The organism is Paenibacillus jepli (assembly GCF_047238105.1).
GTDB lineage: Bacteria > Bacillota > Bacilli > Paenibacillales > Paenibacillaceae > Paenibacillus_D.
Genome location: NZ_JBDFMD010000001.1, coordinates 2,977,048 through 2,996,542, shown reverse-complemented (window position 1 = coordinate 2,996,542; position 19,495 = coordinate 2,977,048). Strand labels below are relative to the sequence as shown.

The following is a 19,495-nucleotide window of genomic DNA, read 5'->3' as shown; positions in this document are numbered from 1 at the left end:
GAGGGGGAGACGTTACGATGAGGACACAAGTCGGATAGGAAAGGAAGTGAACAAGCGGGGATGACTTCAACCCACCGGAGACGAGTCAGACGATTTCAGGAGAACATACCTTTGATTCTCATGTTTTTACCCGTTGCCGTTTTTTTTCTGGTCTTCAAGTATGCGCCGATGGCCGGCGTGATGATCGCGTTTAAGGAATACAATTTTATCGATGGTGTGTGGGGCAGCCCCTGGGCGGGCTTGGCGAACTTTGAGCTGCTCTTCAGCCAGCCTTCCACGCTTAACATTATTCGCAACACCTTTTTGCTCAGTGTGCTGGAGCTTATCGTCATGGTCCCGTTTCCGATCATGCTGGCGATCCTGTTGTATGAAGCCAAGCAGATGTTGTTCCGCAAAACCGTGCAGACGCTGGCGTTCATCCCTCATTTTCTCTCCTGGGTCATCGTAGGCGGGATCACGGTGAACATCTTTGCCCAGGAATCAGGCGTCGTCAACAAGCTGATGCACATGCTGACCGGAGAAACGTTCGCTTTTTTGTACCATCCGGTCTCGTGGGTATCCATCTTCCTGGCATCGGGTGTATGGAAGGAAGCCGGTTACGCGGCGATCATCTATCTGGCGGCCTTGACCGTCATCGACCCGTCCCTCTATGAAGCGGCAAGTCTGGATGGGGCAGGCAAGCTGAAGCGGATCTGGCATGTGACGCTGCCCGGGATCTTGCCGACGATCTTCGTCATGCTGATCATCAGCATGGGACGGATAATGGAGGTCGGGTTCGATAAAGTGTATATGCTGCAAAATGATGTGGTATCCTCCATTTCCGAAGTGATCAGCACGTATATTTACAAGGTGGGCCTGCAAGGCGGTTATTTTAGCCTGTCCGCCGCCATGGGACTTTTCGAGTCAGTGGTGGCGCTGATCCTGGTGCTGGGCTCGAACTGGCTGGCCCGCCGATTTGACCAGGGATTGTGGTAAGGGGGAGAGAGCATGAGAGAATCATGGGGGGACAAAACCTTCAACATTGTCAATTATATCCTGCTGACCATTGGCGGTCTGCTGTGTCTGCTGCCCCTGATGCATATTATTGCCATATCGCTAAGCGACTCTTTTACGGCTATGTCCGGGGTAGTCGGCATCTGGCCGCAGCACGTTTCTTTTCAAGCTTATAAGCTGCTGTTTACCGGCACGAATATGGCTGGAGCGTTATGGAACAGCATCATTATTACAGTAGTGGGTGTAACGTCCAGCATGATCTTCACCATCATGGCTGCTTATCCGCTATCACGGAAGATCTTCTATGCCCGCCGCTTCTTCACACTGGCGATCGTATTCACGATGCTGTTCGGCGGCGGTGCCGGCGGCATTATCCCTACCTATCTGGTCGTCAAGTCGCTGGGCCTGGTGAACACCTATGGCGCGCTGTGGCTGCCGAGTCTGGTCATTGTGTTCAATCTGCTCATCCTGCGAACCTTCTTCGTCAACATCTCGGAGGAACTGGTGGAGGCCGCCAAGATTGACGGCTGCAGCGAGGGCGGGATCTTGCTGCGGGTCATGCTGCCGCTGTCGACAGCTGTACTGGCCACGCTGGCTCTATTCTACGGCGTGCATAACTGGAACTACTTTTTGCAGGTGTTGATCTACATCAATGATGCAGACAAATACAATCTGACGGTGCTCGTACAGAATATGATCCAGAGCGCCACGATGATGAATGAATTGCAAACCTTGCTGCCGGAAGAGACAAGAAATATGACGCCGGTTACGATCCGGTCCGCAGGCATCGTGGTGCTCCTGCTGCCGATGGTGATGGTGTATCCGTTCATCCAGCGTTTCTTCGTCAAGGGTGTCATGCTGGGGGCCGTGAAGGGATAGCGCACGACAAGGCTGTGCTCCGGCCGGGACGGAAGACAATATGAATATGACAAAAAAGGGTGAGGACATGAAGAAGAACAAAATGGCAGTGCCGCTGCTCCTGGTGATGATGCTGCTGATAAGCGCGTGCTCGGGCTCGGGCTCGAATAATCCGGGCAATGCGAAGAACAACGAACCTGACAAGGCTCCGACTGCCGTCGAAACAGGCGGAGAACCGAAGGAGAAGCCGACGATCACCGTCTCTGTCTATGACGATGGCAGCATACCTGCTGAAGAGGGCACGATGGAGGATAACCGCTGGACGGAGTGGATCAACGAGCACAGTCCCGTTCAGGTGAAATTCATCTCGATTCCGAGATGGGAGTCCCAGAGCAAATTCAATACCTTGTTCGCATCGGGGTCAGCGCCTGATCTGATCCTGGAATATGATAACGCTTTCCTTAATCAGCTGTATGCCCAGAAGCTGATCATGCCGCTGGATGATCTGATCGAGGAACACAGCACAGTATACAAACAGCTGCTGGAGGAGAATCCGCTGCTGAGGAACTCGGGACTCAAAGAAGACGGGAAGCTGTATCAGTTTGGCCGGTTGCTGCCCATCCACCCGACGCAGACGCTGCTGATTCGGACGGACTGGCTGGAGGCTGTCCATATGGAGGTTCCGCAGACAACCGAGGAGTTGTTCGAGGTGGCCAAGGCGTTCGCTGAGATGGATCCGGATGGCAACGGCCAGCGGGATACGTACGGCATCGCTTTTGCCAACGTCCCTTCCGGGGAGCGGGCATTGGCCTTCCGGGCGATGTTCCAGGATGCCGACTGGTATATCAATGAGCAGGATGAGATGGTCCGGGCCTGGGATCAGAAGGCGGCCTATACCGCTTTTGTGAAGAGGCTGTTCGATCACAACGTCATCGACAAGGACTTCCTCACCGACAAGAGCGGGGAGAAGGCGGAGCAGGATTGGATGAACGGCAAGGCAGGCATGATCAACCTCAAGCACTGGGAGGATAAGTTCCACACAGGGCTGTTAACCAACCAGCCCGAGGCCAAGGTGGCCAGCATTCCCCTGCCTGAGTCGGAGTTCGGCAAGTTCAACCCCCGTACGGTGCCGCTTCTCCAGATGACCGGTGTCATCAACGCCGGAGCCAAAAATCCGGAAGCGGTCATGCAATTTGTCGATTTCATGGCCTCCGAGGAGGCGATCAAGGTTGTCTCTTACGGTCTGGAGGGTCGTCATTACACGACTGGCGCCGATGGGTGTCCGGCCTACGACAGCGAGTTCGACAAGGAACGGGTGTATCTGCAATACTACCAGATGCTGGCGCAGCGCGTCATATTGGGCAAATGCGTGCTTCCCACCCAGAATTACGTCCATTCCGAAGAAGCGCCCAAGCAGGACTGGTACCAGATTATTATGAAAAATTACGACCATTATCTAAACCGGGAGAGGCCGATGGCGGATATTTTCCATCCTGCTGCGGCGCCCGCACTGCCGAAGGATCTGCAGATTATAAGCGCCGAGGAACCGGCGATCTGGGCCAAAGCTATCGTCAGCGGCAGCGCCTATTCGATCGAGCAGGCTCTGGCGGACGCCCAGGCGCATTGGCAGCGGGCAGGCGGCGAGAAGCTCGAAGCCTTTTATAAGGATTGGTATGCCAACAATAAGAGCACGGCCGTACTATCCAGCAACTTTTATGATTATGTCGTCGATCCCGAGTAGGTCGTCACAACCAGAGCGGACATGAGATGAACATGTCCGTTTTGCTTGATCACGTTGCGACGAGCCATCATGGCGGCCATAGCGGGCCGCCCAGTGGCAGCCTGAGAGGATGAGAGGAGAAGGCTTGCAGGGATCTCAAAATGATGAGGAGGCGCAAGGATGAAGCGATTCACAAGCAAGTCTACAGTGATTCTGTTGATCATTGCCATGCTCACCTTCACGACCGGCCTGACCGAAACAGCTACCGTGAATGCGGCAGATGAATATGATGAGATGAGAACGAAGTGGAAGCTGATGATTACAGGCGGGACAAGCTACAATACCTCGGACCCGGATATCGCCCCCAAGATTGCAGCCATCACTTCCGCCGCCCAAGCCAGCTGGACAGCTATGAATGCCAGCAAATACTGGAATGATCTGGCCAGCAGCTCCGACTCTTCCCAGATCAAGGATGCCTTTACCCGTCTGTATGGCATGGCGCTTGCACACAGCACGTACGGCTCTACCTTATACGGCAGCACAAGCCTCAAGAATGATATTGTGACTGGTCTTAACTGGTACTACAGCAACCGCTACAACGAGGGGGCGACCGCCTACGACAATTGGGCGGACTGGGAATTGCATTCCCCCCGGGTCATCCTGGACACCCTGGCGCTGCTCTATGACGAGATTCCGTCCGCTACCCGCACGAATCTGCTGGCCGCTGTCGACCACTTCGTCCCCGTACCGACAAGAAGCGGCTCCAACCGGATCGTCAGCGCCTGGATCGTGATGGGCAGCGGTGTCATCGGCAAGTCGGGCTCGAAGATCACCGCAGGACGGAACGGTCTGGCTCCCGAGTTTGATTATGTCACGAGCAGCTCAGGCTACTACCGGGACGGGTCTTACATCTTCCACAGCCGCCATCCGTACAACGGCGGCTACGGCGTAACCTCGATTGACGAGATGAGCAAAGCGTTGTACCTGCTCAGCGGTACGTCTTACTGGTCGGGTCTGGACCCCGATTATACAAATGTGTTCCAGTGGATCTACGATGCCTACGAGCCTCTTATCTTCAAGGGGGAGATGCCCGACATGGTCAGAGGAAGGAACAATACTCGACCTCAGACGGCCTACGCCCACGAACGGGGCCATGCGGTGATGACCGCTATGATCCGTCTGGCCGACCTGGGCACCTCCGAGAGCCCGCGTTTGCGCAGCCTGGTGAAGTATCTGATTCAATCGGACACGGTGCTGAGCTACTATACATCGGCAGATATCAACTTTGTTGTCAAAGGCAAAGCGATTGTGGCAGATCCGGGCATTGTCTCACGCGGTCATCTGTCCCTGACGAAGGTGTATGCCAATATGGCGAGACTGACCTCGATGCGGCCTGATTATATGTTTGGCGTCAGCGCCTCTTCGAGCCGTGTATACAACTACCAGGGATTCGCAGAGAACAAGAAAGGCTGGTATACCGGGGACGGCATGACCTATCTGTACAGGACGGGTGAGAATCAGTATGGGGATGCATTCTGGGCGACCGTCGATCCGTACCGGCTGCCGGGGACGACGGTGGACCGGTTTACCCGGGCGAACTCGGATGGCAGCGACTATCTCAGCAGCAAAAACTGGGTAGGCGGTACAGCTGTCCATGGGAAGTATGCCGCCTTCGGGATGGAGCTGGATGCCTGGAACAGTACGCTCACAGCGAAAAAGTCATGGTTTACCTTTGACGATGAGATCGTCGCGCTGGGGTCAGGCATCACCAATTCAGACAGCCGGACCATCGAGACGACGATTGAGAACCGGAAGATCAATACCTCCGGCAACAATGCGCTGAAGGTCAATGGCTCGGCCAAGTCGACCTCGCTGGGCTGGTCGGAGACGATGACAGGCGTGAACTGGATACATCTTGCGGGGACGGGAGGCTATTATTTCCCGACTGCGCAGACAGTGAAGGGACTGAGAGAGGCACGGACAGGCAATTTCAATGCGGTCAACTCGACATACGGGACATCCACCAATCATACGCGTAATTATATGACCCTTTGGTTTGATCATGGGATCAACCCGACCAATAATACCTATGCTTATGTGCTGTTGCCGGGCATGAGCGAGAGTCAGACGAGCGCTTATGCATCAGCCCCAGCCGTTACCGTATTGGAAAATTCAGCGGCGGCACAAGGGGTGAAGCATAACAGTCTGCTGGTCACGGCGGTGAATTTCTGGCAGGATGGCAGCAAGACCGTCGGGGAGGTTACGAGCAACAAGAAAGCGGCGGTGGCGATGCAAGAGGTCGCGGACACGAGCTTGCGTGTATCGGTTGCCGATCCTACCCATGCGAATACCGGGACGATTGCTCTGGAGATCGCCAAGAGCGCGACAGGCGTGGTCAGCTCAGATCCGGGGGTGACCGTCACGCAATTGAGCCCGACGATCAAGCTTACGGTTAACGTCAATGCCGCAAGAGGCAAAAGCTTTGCAGCAGAATTCGAACTGGCGGGCTCCGGGGGACCTGGTGGACCTTTCATTACGGAGGATTTTGCATCGGGAGCAGGCAACTTCACGGTCATCCATGGCGGAACCTGGGCGGTGAGCGGAGGCAAGTACCGTCTGACGGCAGCAGCATCGCAACTGCCGCACGGCAACCTGTCGATCCACAACACACCGGTCACGGCGAGCGCCTACACGGTCACGGCTGATGCGGCCAATACCGGCTCCTCCAACGGCTTCCGCGATGTCTCACTCGTTTTCAATTACACGGATGAAAACAATTACTATTATGTCAGTTACAGCGAAGAGGGGGCGCCCAACATCCAGACGAACGGGATCTTCAAGTATGTCAACGGGGTGCTGACCGAGCTGGCGAATATTACGGCAACGACCTCGGCAGGCACAACTCATGCGCTGAAGGTGGAACGAGACGGATCCGTCATTCGCGCATATCTGGACAATACGCTGGTCGCGACTGCCACGGACTCGACCTTTGGCAGCGGCCGGGTCGGCTTCGGCTCCCGCAACGATAATGCCGAATTTGACAATCTTATCGTGCAATAGCGCTAGAACTCCCCTGCAAACGAGGAGACCCCTGAAAAAGTCCTGACTGAATCGAAGAAGGTACTGCACCCGAAATAATAAAGGGAGCAGTACCTTTTTAACATACAAGACTCTCATGCTGCTTGCGCGGCACCACCTGATATCGGACTGGAAACTGTGCCTAACGAGCATAAAACCAGCACATAACGGATCGTGTCGCTGGTGGAGCTGCTGTAAGGGAAGAATTGTTCGTTAGAGCGTTCGTCGTGGCTGGTGGAGCTGCTGTAAGGGAAGAAAGGTTCGTTAGAGCGGTCGTCGTGGCTGGTGGAGCTGCTGTAAGGGAGAAAAGGTTCGTTAGAGCGTGCGGCGAGGCTGGAGGCGCTGTAAGGGAGAAAAGGTTCGTTGGAGCGTGCGGCGAGGCTGGTGGAGGCGCTGTAAGGGAGAAAAGGTTCGTTGGAGCGTGCGGCGAGGCTGGTGGAGGCGCTGTAAGGGAGAAAAGGTTCGTTGGAGCGTGCGGCGAGGCTGGTGGAGGCGCTGTAAGGGAGAAAAGGTTCGTTGGAGCGTACGGCGTGGCTGGTGGAGCTGCTGTAAGGGAGAAATTGTTCGTTAGAGCGTTCGTCGTGGCTGGTGGAGGCGCTGTAAGGGAGAAATTGTTCGTTAGAGCGGTCGTGCCCTTTTTTTGTTCAGTGCATATTACTCGGATGAAATAAGTTCCAAAAAAGTAAAGCCAAACTCTTAAACTGACGATATAATTATAGTAAAGAAGAACTAGATAGAGCGGTCAGGGAAAGGACAGATGAGACTTGAAAACATTGCGGGTGGGGTTGGCAGTATGGGTGCTGTGCGCATTCTTGCTGGGGATAGGCAGGCTGGATGTGGCGGTGGCCTCCGGGCTCCCGGACAATCTGGGACCGCTGCAGGACCGCGCCGGCTTCTTTACCGCTGAGCAGAAGGCGGAGATCAAGCAGGAGATTGCCGATATGCAGCATCTTGGGGTCTATGTGCTGACGGTGGCCAGCTTGAACGGACGCGACGTTGCCGACTATGCGACCTCCATATATGATCATTGGGGGTTGTCGGCACGGGATGTGCTCCTCCTGATCTCGGAACAGGAGCGCCGGATTGAATTGAATTTCAACAACCCGGCTTTGCACGAAGCCATCGACACCGCGATTGCGGAGAGAGTAATCTTGGAGACCAGCGAAACGGGGCTGACGGGATTGCTGAACGCGACCTTTATCCCTCATGCGAGGGAAGGGGATTTTCAACAGGCGATTCAGCAGACGATTCAAGTGCTGGATCAGATCGGCGAGCGTATAGCGCCGGAGGCACCTGCCGTCCAGACGGAAGAAGTAGCAAGCGGACCGGCCGCTCCGCCTGTACAGGAAAAAAAGCCATCCGAGCCCTTCAACTGGGGACCGTTCAAGTCGTTCATGGGCAAAGTGTTCACCGTGCTGTGGAACATCGTGCTGTGGACGGCAATCGCGATCGTCGTCATCGCGCTGATCCGGCGTTGCTTCAAAGGGCTGTCGCTCTTCAAGAAGATTGCTTCGGCCCGCAAGGAAAGCGGCAATTACATGGTCGAGATCAGCCGGGCTCTGGAACGGCTCTCTCCGCTGGCGGAGATGAGTCAGGGGCGTACTTCGCGGGTAGCCAAGGAGCTGGAGCGCAATCTGACCGATATGCTCGTTGTGGCCGAGAATGCCAGCAGGGAGGACCATGGGGCGCTGCACATCCTGCAGTTGACGAAGCTGAAGGACCTGTTGTCCCGGGTGACGCATGAGGTAGAAACACTGAAAAAGTATGGCGAGACGGCGCTTCCTTCCGCCCACGATCTGGCGGATCTGGAACAGGAGGTGCCCCGGACCATCGAGCGTCTGCGGGGAGAGCTGCAGAATGGCCGGGCGGTATACGAAGAGCTGGCCGCCCAGCTCGCAGGGCCGATTGAGCCGCTGCTCCGTGATATGAGGGAGTTGGAAGAGCTGCTGGGCAAGGCACAAGAGCAGGCGGTCTTCGATGTGATCGAGGCGCGCGAATGGACCGGCCGGGCGGAGCGTCAGATGGCAGCCCTGGGGTCTAACCTGCAGGAGCTGCTGGAGCATGCCCGCCATCATCAGACCTATCCCGAGAGAGAGCGTGAGGCCAGGCAATATGTGAAGCACGTCATCGAAGAGCACAACTTATACACACGGGAGCAGGAGATCTACCGGATCATCGACGAAAGCCGTGCGCAAGTGCCGATGTTGCAGGAGGCGCTCCGGCGGGCCGAGACGATACGGGCGCGCTCCGCATGGCAGCGGATTGAGCAGCAGCTGTCCCAAGCCAGAGACAGGGCGAACCAACTGGCTGAGTTCCAGCGGAGCAACAATGAAAAAACTGCCGTTCTCGAGGAGACGCTGCAGGGGCTGGAGCTGCTTGCAAGTCGTCTGGAGCAGGAGTTCTTCCGTCTCTCCAATGACTTCAAAAAAACGCTCTGGAGCTCGCTGGAACAAAAGTTCCACGGTCTCCAGCGCGAGCTGGCAACCGCCCATGCAGAGATGGAGAAGGCAAAAGAGCGTCAGACCCGCCAGCAATTCGGCAAGGCCAAAGAGATCCTGGACGATCTGGCCGTAGGCGCCAAGAAGCTAAGCAAGGAGTTGACCGCCTGCGAGAACGGGATCATCAAGCTGGACATGGACAGGAAAACATGCGTGGAGCAATTCGCATCCGATAGGGAGATCTATGAAGAACTGCTCTCGGAGATCGAATCATCAGACGTGATCATCCTGCCCGAGGCGGGAATGGAGGAGGACTTTCGCCTGACCGAGGAGGTAGCGCAGCGCTTCCGGGAGGCGGAGAGCGGCTGGCCCTGCGATCTGCATCATCTGCAGAAGCAAGCTGCCCTGCACCGAGAGGCGATTGCCCAGACCCGGGAGAAGTTCGAGACTATCCAGCATAAGAAAGAGCTGGCCACGACGACGCTCGACCGTTATTCGGTACTCTTCTACCGCATCGTGGATCAGACGACCGGCATCTTCTACAAAATGGGCCGCAAGCGCGAATTCCGGAAGCTGCACGACGAGATCTACGAGCTGATCGAGAGCGGCCATTACGACGATGCGCTGGAGGAGTGCGGGTACCTGAAAGCGTTCATTGATCCCGTAGCCGGCAGAGCCGAGATGGCCAACCGGAAGCGGCAATATGAGCAAGAGCAGCGGCAGATCCGCTCGGAAGCCAGAGCCCGTGCCCGCGCCGAAGCGGAAGCGAGGGAAGCTGCGAGGGTCGTTCACCACCATCATCATCACAACAAGCCAAGCTCATCCAGCAGCGGGTCGTTCCTGGATTTTCTGAGCAGCGGTTCTTCAAGCGCGGGCTCAAGTTCCAGCAGAAGCAGTTCGAGCTCTTCGTCCCGTTCGTCTTCGCATTCATCGGGAGGGTCTTCTTGGAGCTCGTCATCTTCGCCTTCCAGCGGCGGCTCCTCCTGGAGCGATTCTTCCAGCCGGTCGTCCGGCGGTTCTTCGTTTGGCGGCTCTTCGACCGGCGGCGGAAACAGCAAGGGCCAGTCCTCTGGCGGTTCTAACTGGTAAGTCATGCCGTCCCGGCTAGACCACAAGCAGCCCCTTCACCTATCCAGGCGAAGGGGCTGCTATTTTTACCGCTTGAATCTAAGGATTGAGGTAATCCCGGGTCAGCTTCTTCCAGCGTTCAGGCGAGCCCTCAGCGGCGGCCCACTGCACCATGACGATGGACTCGCCGGACTGGAAGTCCAGAGACAGTGCAGGCTGGTTGCCCAGCCTTGTACTATTCAGGTAGAAGACGATGCCTTCCTCCTTGACGATGGCTACAAGATCTTTATTGGGGGAGGAGTAGGCATCCAGCGCCTCGGGCTCCCGCTGCCAGATCTCTTCCCAAGCCACGCTCAGCTTGTCGTGCGAGACGACTTCGCGCGGCAGCGGCTGCAGCAGATCCCTCATCTCATAGGCGGTATGGTCGCTGTTGTACTCCACCTGCTGGGCTGTCCAGCGGCCTGGCTTGCGGACGATCGTCCAGTTGCTCGGCGCCTCCGGGTCTTCCAGCTCCGTCTCGGCCGTCGCTTCGGCAGTTCCGGGGAAGATCTCGCCAAGCGGGACATGCGTCTCCAGCAGCGGCTGGGTGCCTGCGGACCGGTTGCCGGAGAGCTGGTCGATATGCTTGACCCAATGCAGCCGCATCGGATCGGAGCTATCCTCCGTCATCGCCTCCTGTTCGATGGCGACGTCGCGGTTCCCCGCAAACAGCAGTTTCTCCGAGACGATAACGGGCTCGCTGCCGCTCTGATCCGCTGTCTCCGCTTCTGCTGTATCCTCCTCATCCTTGCCGGCCAGGGGCCCCGCGTCCGGCCGTCTGGCCGGGCCCGCGGAGAGGATCTGCACTTCTTTGCCGAGGTTTTTCTCCACGACCGGCTCGATCATCCAGAAATCCTGGTTGTACGGCATCAGGATGCCTTCGCCTTGCGAAGCCTCGACGATCTTGCCGTCCTCCGGCGCGACCAGGATCGTCCGATAGTCGCTGTAGGCATGGCTGGCTTCGGTAGCGGGGTGATCCGTCCGCAGGCCGATCAGCACTGCTGTCTGCAGCAGCGGCTCTTCAAAGTTGCTCTCGGTTGAGGAGTCCATAGCGGCCTGATTGGCCGAATCGGACGACCCTGTCTTCTGCAGCAGCTCGGCAGGAGTGCCCATATGGCCGCTGAACAGGATGATGGCGAAGACCGCTACCATAGCCAGCGCCCCGCCGGCCCAGGCGAACGGGAACCGGTTCTGACGCTGAGGCCTGGCTGATTGGGATGCGGCTTTGAGTATTTTTTTCTGCAGGGCAGGTTGGAAGCTTCTTCCGCGCAAGGGACCCTCGCTCAGCTCTTGCCGCAAATCCTCGTAATCGCTAGGATCCATTGTTTTGTCGCTCCTTTATCTTGGATAGTTTCAATCGCGCGTGGTGCAGTCTGGACTTGATGGTGCCCTCGCTGACATCCAGAATCTTGGCGATCTCTTTCATCGATAGCTGATAATGTGCAAACAGAATAATGGCTTCACGGTACTTGACCGGCAGTTGCAATACCATATCCCACATGTTGTTCACAGTTGCCGCTTGCACAACCTCCTGTTCAGCGGACTGGCTTCCCCCTTCAGAGGAGAAATAATCCACGAGTGTAATCTTGCGAAAGTAGGCGGAGCGGCGATAATCGAGAACCGTATTGCGGGTAATCGTCAGCAGCCAGGTCTTGAGAGAAGATTCGCTTCGGAATGTAAACAAGCTCCGGTACACCTTGAGGAAGACATCCTGGGAGATGTCGTCTGCAAGCTCCGGCTTGCGGGTCATACTGTAAGCATAGTTCCAGACATCTTTGCCGTAGGAGGTCATCAATTCGTTCAGAATTGCCTGTTTATCCTCGCTGTCGGTCAATGTCTTCAAGTAATCAAACTTTGCATCGGAGTTCAAAACCGCCACCTCTATCTGTATCGACGTATGAAAGGTCAATCGAGTTCAAAAATTTAAAGAAAAGCTAAAGTTTTTCTTAAGATTCCTTGAGAAAGTGCCATAACGAAGAAGCTAAGTTATAAATAGCCAAAAAACCGTCGGCGGGCAGGGCAAAAACGCTGCATACCCCTGGCTTCCACCTGCGGCAACCGGTCGGCTTTCCTTCATAATCCCTATCATTATAACATGCTGGATGGGCAAGACCATAACTGGTAACAAGAAGTTTACATTTGGCAGAAACGAAGCAACAGAAGGGTATGAATGTGAAGTTATTGGCTCTACAAAAATATGCGGCGAAGGTCAATACTCAAAGTAAGTGTTCAAAAAGGTCGGTGTTCAGCACCGAGAAGGTTGAGGGCGGGAGGAAATGAGGAGCAGCGTAGGTAAACCTACGTGAGCACCGGAAGTTCCGACTGCACTCAAGATTCGATGTCGAATTACTTCCTGAGTCACTTCGTGATCAACAGCGGACTTTTTGAACAACCTCTCAAAGAGAGGCATCTAAGGGGGAACTTATGTGAATAAACAGCTCGCCAATGAAGAGGAGGAGGGAAGGGAAGAATGATCAAACGATGGTTAAGCATTATCCTCGCAGCCGTCTTGCTCGTATCCGGCAGCCTGCCGACTGGCTACGCGGCGGCGGAGTCAATGCAGGTGCCGGGAGATTGGCAAGACCACTGGGCTCAAGGAGAAATCGGCCGCTGGCTCAGCGACGGCTTGCTGGAAGGCTACCCGGACGGCAGCTTCCGTCCGCAGCAGCCGCTGACGCGGGCAGAGTTTGCGGTCATCCTGACGCGGCTGTTCGGACTGCGTGCAACAGAGGAGAGTGGCAGCTTCAGCGACATCAAGTCTGGAGCGTGGCATGCGGGCGCAGTCGGGGCTTTGACCCGTGCCGGCTTCGCGGACGGCTATCCCGACGGCAGCTTTCGGCCGTCGCAGCAGGTGAACCGGCAGGAGGCTGCCGTCCTGCTGCATCGCGCCTTCCGCTTGCAGGAGGAAGCAGAGGCAGCCGCACAGACGCAGCCGTACGCAGATCAGGCGGAGATCGGCAGCTTTGCGGCGGTAGCTGTACACGAGCTGGGAGCCAGAGGGATCCTGCTCGGCTACCCGGACGGCAGCTTCCGCCCGCAGCAGCCCCTGACCCGAGCAGGCGCAGCTGCGATGCTGCACCGGCTGACGGGAGCATGGCTGCATGTATCGGGTGCGGCGGCTGAGGGTAAGCTACAAGGGCATGTCCTGGCGGCCGCTGCGAATATCCGGCTGCAGGACGCGGATGTTGCAGGCAATGTGTATGCCACGGAGGGCTCGGCAGGCGGCAGTCTAAGCATGGATCGCACAACCGTTGAAGGATTCGTCCATCTGCAGGGCGCATCAGATGTCAGCTTGAACGATACAACGGCGTCATCGGTATTGATCCACGCGTCCGGAACGGCAGTAGCGGCCACCGGGACGACCGCAGTAAGCCAGCTCCGCTTTGCTACCGGCGGTTCATGGGATCAGAGCGCGGCCAGCCCGGGCGCTGCGCACGTCGGGATCGAGACCGCAGAGAGCGTACGCTTGACGGGTACATTTGAAAGCGTGACCATATCGGCCGCGTCAGATGTGACGATCGAGGGCGAGGCCGCTGCGATCGAGCTGCGCAGCACGGGTGTCCGCATCAACGGTGAGGAAGTGGAGAACGGCAAGACGTATCGTCTATCGGGAGGCCAATTGACCGAGGCGGGCGCTGCCCCGCCGCCGGAAGCCGGTTCCGGCAGCGGCGCACCGGTCATTTATTGGCCGAATCCGAACCCCAATCCGAATCCCGGACCGGATCCGGACCTATGGACGCTCGTCTGGTCAGACGAGTTCGAAGGCACTGGCGGGCAGTTGAACGAACAGGGCGTCGATCTCGACAAATGGGGCTTCCAGAACGGTACGGGCTCGCAATATGGGCTGGACGGCTGGGGCAACAACGAGCAGCAGTACTATACTGAGGACAATGTCAGCGTGGAGAACGGCCGGCTCGTCATCGAAGCCCGGAATGACGGGCGGGGCGGCAAGCCGTATACGTCGGGCCGCTTGTACACGGCGCCTACCTTTGCCAAAGCCTACGGCAAGTTCGAAGCGCGCATCAAGATGCCGACGGGCCAAGGCTTCTGGCCGGCCTTCTGGATGATGCCGCAGGACAGCGAATACGGCGTATGGGCGTCCTCCGGCGAGATCGACATCATGGAGGCGAGAGGCCGTCTGCCGGATCATATCGGCGGCACGATTCATTACGGCGCGCCGTGGCCGGGGAATAAATATATGGGCAGGGAATACCATTTTCCGGCAGGTCAGTCGATCGCCGATTACCATACGTACTCTCTGGAATGGGAGCCCGGCGAGCTCCGCTGGTATGTGGACGGACAGCTGTACTCCACGATCAATAACTGGGACAGCCAGGGCCAAGGCCAGCCTGCCCGCTATGCCTATCCAGCTCCTTTCGACAAGCCATTCTACATGATCCTGAATCTGGCGGTCGGCGGCACCTATGACGGCAACCGCGAGCCGGAGCCGTCGATGTTCCCGGCACAGATGGAAGTGGACTATGTGCGCGTCTACGAGTTAACCGGCCGTCCGTATCGCGTGGCGACCGAGCCTGTCGTCGAGAAAGAGGAGCTGCCGCCCGGCGCCAAGCTGCCGATAGACGGCAATTATATCTATGACGCCGCTTATGAACGACCGTTCACGGTTGTGACCAGAGACAGCGATGCGCTGCACCCTCAGGACTGGAACTTCGTCGCGCTGGATACGTTCGGCGGACGGGGCAGTGTGGCGATCGAAGAAACCGGGGGGACACGCTTCGCCAGGTTCGATATCGACGAGGGCGGCTCACAGGTGCACTCGGTGCAGTGGATCCAGCATCTGACGCTGGCCAAGGGGAGATACTACCGGGTTACCTATGATGCCAAAGCCGCGGCTGACCGGCCGATGACCGTCAAGCTGGGCGGCGGCGCGGAGCGTGGCTACGCCGCTTACTCAGACAGCAAGACCGTCCGACTGGGCGAGGAGGTGCGATCGCATAGCTTTGCCTTCCAGATGCTCGCGGACTCCGACGCCAGAGCCCGGCTGGAGTTCAACATGGGAACGAACGGCAACGCCGTGTGGATCGGCAATGTCCGGGTCGAGGAGATCGACGGCATCCCGCTCGAGGAAGATGGCGAGAAGACGCCGCTTGAGGACGGCAATCACGTCTACAACGGTTCCTTCAACCTCGGGTACATGCACCGGATGACTTACTGGCACTTCGAGGTGCAGGCTGATGCTGCGGCGAATGCCGCTGTAGACAGCACCTTCAACCGGCTGCGGGTATCCGTGACAGACGGCGGAGCCGCACCTGCCTCCGTCGCTTTGTTGCAGCGGGGCATCGAGCTGCTGCAGAGCGATGACTATACGCTGAGCTTCCAGGCCAAGGCGGGTGCCGACCGGACGATCCAGGCCGCGCTGGTCAGCGAGGATGGAACACGCGTATACATGACTGAGGACATCTTGCTGGACGGCGAACTGGACACCCATGAGGTCAGCTTCACCATGGCGGCAGGCGTCACCGACCGCCGGGCCGTGCTGCGCTTTCACCTTGGCGGCGGCACTGGACAGGTCGAGCTGGGCAACGTGAGGCTGGTACGCACGAGCGATCGCAATATCGACTACACCGGGGTTGAGCTGTTCCCGCTGCGCAACGGGGCATTCGCTGCAGGCCTTGCAGCGTGGGAGCCTTTCACGGAGGGCGCAGCGGCGAGCTTCGGGGCAACAGCAGGTGAAGCCGAGATTGACATAACGTCCAGGGGACCTAATCCCTGGAGCATCATGTTGACCCAGGGCGGTCTCAAGCTGAGCAAAGGCTTCGAGTACCGGCTCGCCTTTGATGTACGCTCGACGACAGCCCGGGAGATCGAAGCCGTAGTGGAGAATGCCTCGTATACCCGGCACTTCCAAACTTACGGCATCGCGGTCTCGCCGGAGAGCAGACGCTATGAATATACCTTCAAGATGACAACGGATGAAACGGCCGCTCTCAAGTTCCTGCTGGGCAATACAACCGGCAGTCCGGCGGACGCCCACACGGTATATATCGATAATGTGGTGCTGGAGCTGAAGGATCCGCCGGTCAAGCGGCCGCCGGAGCTGCAGGCGGCTGCTGGGCTGCAGACCGGAGAGGCTGCCGCGCTGCAGTATGTGGATGATGAAGTGTGGCGCGGGGCCGTGCAGCAAGTCAAGGTGGACGGACAGCCGGTTGATCCGGAGAGCTACACGCTGGAGCCCGGCCGCTTGACGCTGAGCCCGTCGCTGTTCCCGCTGGCGATGAGCTACATGATATCTGTAGAAGCGGAGGGCTACGCCCCAGCTGCCGTCAGACAGCCCTACTATGCGGCGGATGGCAATCTGGTGATGAACGGCAGCTTTACCGCCGGCACGGCAAACTGGGAATACTGGGTCGGTGAGGGCGGCGTGTCCGAATGGGCAGTTGCGCAGGAGGAAGCTGCGATAACCGTCACGCATCACGGCGGCATGCACCCGGAGTGGGGCGTACCGCTCAGCTGGTCGATCCAGCTCGCCCAGGGCGGCATCCAGCTGGCTGCTGGACGCACCTACGAGCTGAGCTTCCGGGCACGTTCGACGCTCGAGCGGCCGATCGAGATCGAGCTGAACGGGCTTCCCGGCAACCCTAAGCACGTAGTGCAGTTGGGTACCGATTCTGCCATTCTCAAGCAGACGATCACGACGACCGGCGCCGCGCAGCTAAGGTTGTTGTTCCTGCTGGGCAACGTCGTGCAGGACGGCCGGCAGACGCCGGATGCGCCGCACACCGTCTATCTTGACGATATCGGTATACGTGAAGTGACCGCACAGCCATAGGTATAGTGGAACAAGCAGCCCCCTGGACGATGTCCGGTTCGCTTGCACCTAAAACAAACGGCGCAGGACTTACCCTGCGCCGTTTAGATTGTTTTTTATCTGAACTAAACTTAATGACCTTGTTGATGCTGGCTCTCTTTTTATCTATTATTTATGTTTGGCCTTCCATCACTTTTCTAAATTGTTCTACTGTATAATCGCCTTGAATCCCTTCTACACGGACTTCCAGTTTGTCGTTATTATATTCTACTTGGGAAAGACCGTCAGAAACGACATACTGCCCAATTTGTTCTCGATAGCTTAAAAATAATAGATACTTTTGACCTGGTTGTACATGACGAGTGGTTTGATAAAGCTCTATAACAGAGTCGGGCGCTTCCCCGTAAAAGGTTTCTTCAATGTGTAATTCTGCTATTTGAGGTTCTTTTCCTTTGGTGACTGAATCAACGAGAGCTAGTACGATTAAGTCTGTCTTTCCATTCAACATTTGCTCAATTGAATAAAGTGGCCAATCTCCTTGTGCTTCGGGCTGTTGTACTCCAGGTGTATTGGAAAGAGGGGCATTTCCTGAGCAACTTGTAAGCAACAGGCCAACTACTGCCACCATCAATATCCATATTCCCTTTCTCATCGATTCAACTCCCTTCTCCACCTTAAACGAAACCATTTGGGAAAATGTTGCAGACGGCAAACAAGTCTAATGTAACATTAAGGCTTAAAGTTACGGCCATCATTTTTTTCATAGAATTGGAATGATGTTGGGTGTATAAGAATAATAAGCAGTTCCGACCTAGCGGAACTGCTTATTATTCTCTGAATGACACTCACCCAGTAATCTTAACATTTAACCGCTATTTCAGCTTCTCCCGGTACTCCTGCGGCGTCAGGCCGTATTTTTCCTTGAATACTTTGATGAAATAGCTCGTCTTCAAATAGCCCAGTCCGGCAGCGATCTCGTAGATTTTCTGGTGCGAGGACGTCAGCTGTCGGGCCGCCTGCTCCATTTTGAGCCGGAACAGATAGTCGCTGATGCCCTCGCCGGTCTCCAGCTTGTAGATCTTGGAGAGGTAGGACGGGTTGAGATAGACATGGGCGGCGATCGACTGGAGCGAGGCCTCGCCCAGATGATCCTGGATATAACGCTGGGCCAGGCGGATCGTCGCCGACCGGGAATCCTGCGACTCCAGCTCGACCGCTTGACGGAACTTGGCGACGACGGCCCGCGTCCAGTCCCGGAGCTGCACGATCGTGTGGAACTGGGGACTGCCGAGCAGCTGCTGATAGTCCTCTCCCAGGATCTCGCTCAGCCAGCGCTTGCTCTTGTGCACCGAACGGCTCAGTGCGCTGGCGATCGTAAAGTAGGTCTCCAGAATATGCTCATGCGAGCGGCCAGCGTCTTTCTCGAGCTCGTCGAACACGGCAGTCAGTTTGCTCTCCAGCAGCTCCCACTGACCGGCCTCCAGGAGATGTGTCAAGGTCGGCGGATCGTGCAGCTGGGCGAGCGAGCCGGCCTGACCGGGCTTGTACGCCTCACCCAGGAACAGCAGCAGCTCCCGCTCCCGGCCGATATGCTGGCGGAACTGGATGACCGAATTGCTGTGGACCTGGGCTATATCCTGGGCGAGCACACCCCAGTTGCTCATCAAGATCGAGACGGTCCCTTTCAAATACAGCTTGATGGCATGCTGGAGCTGCGCCGCCATCAGCTCCGCTTGTTCGGTGCGCGGGGGCCCGGTCTCCAGCGGCTTTTGCGTGACGACCGCCACCAGATAATTGAACTCGTCTCTCGTCCGCCACAGGTGATAGTGCTCCGCAAAGATCTCTTCGGCTATATTGGAGACGGCAAATTCCATCAGCGACATGTCCTGGCTGCCGTACCGGTCCAGCCCTTCTTCCAGCCGCAGCAGCATCAGGCGGAACGGCTGATCCGGTCGCAGCGGCAGCTCCAGCATCGCCAGCCGGGCGGCGAGCTCGTCCTCGGGGATGCGGTGTCCCTGCAGCAGTTCGCAGAGCAGCGCATCCTGCAGGACCGGCAGGTTGAGCTGCACCGAATGCAAGGCATTCTGGTAAGAGCTGATATCGCTCCACTGCTCCTCCAGCGCCTGCACGGCCTTGGCGGTCGCCTGCAGCACTTCGTCATCGCCAGCCGGCTTGAGCAGGTAGTCGATCGCTTGGTGCTGCAGCGCCTGCTTGGCGTAGTCGAAGTCGTCGTAGCCGGTGAGCAGGATGCATTTGATGTGCTTCCAGGACGCCCGCAGCTGCTCCAGCAGTTCGAGGCCGGACATCCCCGGCATCCGGATGTCGGTGATGACGATATCGACGGGCCGGGAGGCGACGAGCTCGAGCGCTTCCCTGGCCGAGTAGGCTTGCAGGACCGTGCCGACCCCGACGCTGCTCCAAGGCAGCATCGTGGCCAGGTCCTCGACCAGATCAGGCTGGTCATCGACGATTAACAATGTGTGCATCAGTAGGGCCTTCCTTTCGAGTAGAGAGTGTAATCGAATGCCACAT

Annotated in this window: 11 protein-coding genes; 7 read left to right on the top strand and 4 right to left on the bottom strand. The window is 57.2% G+C overall.

The annotated features are described in order from the left end of the window. Window positions 1-120: 120 nt before the first annotated feature. From ABC336_RS13235 to ABC336_RS13210, 6 genes are all read left to right on the top strand, one after another. A complete protein-coding gene (locus ABC336_RS13235) occupies window positions 121-975 on the top strand; it encodes an ABC transporter permease (protein WP_413242509.1) in 855 nt (284 codons plus the stop codon). 12 nt (window positions 976-987) lie between these two features. Next, window positions 988-1,872 carry a carbohydrate ABC transporter permease gene (locus tag ABC336_RS13230; protein WP_413239081.1) on the top strand — a complete coding sequence of 295 codons (885 nt, stop codon included), beginning with the start codon at window positions 988-990 and terminating at the stop codon, window positions 1,870-1,872. 67 nt (window positions 1,873-1,939) lie between these two features. Next, complete coding sequence (locus tag ABC336_RS13225) at window positions 1,940-3,592, top strand: extracellular solute-binding protein (protein WP_413239080.1); 1,653 nt, start codon at window positions 1,940-1,942, stop codon at window positions 3,590-3,592. Window positions 3,593-3,751: 159 nt separating this feature from the next. Continuing rightward, complete coding sequence (locus tag ABC336_RS13220; RefSeq protein ID WP_413239079.1) at window positions 3,752-6,631, top strand: polysaccharide lyase 8 family protein; 2,880 nt, start codon at window positions 3,752-3,754, stop codon at window positions 6,629-6,631. A 245-nt stretch (window positions 6,632-6,876) separates the two neighbouring features. After that, the gene (locus tag ABC336_RS13215; RefSeq protein WP_413239078.1) at window positions 6,877-7,320 is read left to right on the top strand and encodes a hypothetical protein; all 444 of its coding nucleotides are present in this window, start codon (window positions 6,877-6,879) and stop codon (window positions 7,318-7,320) included. Window positions 7,321-7,413: 93 nt separating this feature from the next. Continuing rightward, window positions 7,414-10,176, top strand: a complete 2,763-nt coding sequence (locus tag ABC336_RS13210; RefSeq protein ID WP_413239077.1) for a TPM domain-containing protein — start codon at window positions 7,414-7,416, stop codon at window positions 10,174-10,176. Between the two features lie 78 nt (window positions 10,177-10,254). Here ABC336_RS13210 and ABC336_RS13205 read toward each other — a convergent pair whose 3' ends face one another. Together ABC336_RS13205 and ABC336_RS13200 are read right to left on the bottom strand one after the other, a co-directional pair. Next, window positions 10,255-11,517, bottom strand: a complete 1,263-nt coding sequence (locus tag ABC336_RS13205) for a hypothetical protein (protein ID WP_413239076.1) — start codon at window positions 11,515-11,517, stop codon at window positions 10,255-10,257. Beyond that, window positions 11,507-12,064 carry an RNA polymerase sigma factor gene (locus ABC336_RS13200; protein ID WP_413239075.1) on the bottom strand — a complete coding sequence of 186 codons (558 nt, stop codon included), beginning with the start codon at window positions 12,062-12,064 and terminating at the stop codon, window positions 11,507-11,509. Before ABC336_RS13200 ends, ABC336_RS13205 begins: the two co-directional genes overlap by 11 nt. Window positions 12,065-12,664: 600 nt before the next feature. Between ABC336_RS13200 and ABC336_RS13195 the strand changes: the two genes are divergently transcribed. After that, the gene (locus ABC336_RS13195) at window positions 12,665-16,984 is read left to right on the top strand and encodes a carbohydrate binding domain-containing protein (RefSeq protein WP_413239074.1); all 4,320 of its coding nucleotides are present in this window, start codon (window positions 12,665-12,667) and stop codon (window positions 16,982-16,984) included. Between the two features lie 151 nt (window positions 16,985-17,135). Here ABC336_RS13195 and ABC336_RS13190 read toward each other — a convergent pair whose 3' ends face one another. Then, complete coding sequence (locus tag ABC336_RS13190; RefSeq protein WP_413239073.1) at window positions 17,136-17,615, bottom strand: hypothetical protein; 480 nt, start codon at window positions 17,613-17,615, stop codon at window positions 17,136-17,138. Window positions 17,616-17,835: 220 nt separating this feature from the next. Next, entirely contained in the window at window positions 17,836-19,449 is a 1,614-nt protein-coding gene (locus ABC336_RS13185; protein WP_413239072.1) for a response regulator, read from the bottom strand. Window positions 19,450-19,495: the final 46 nt, after the last annotated feature.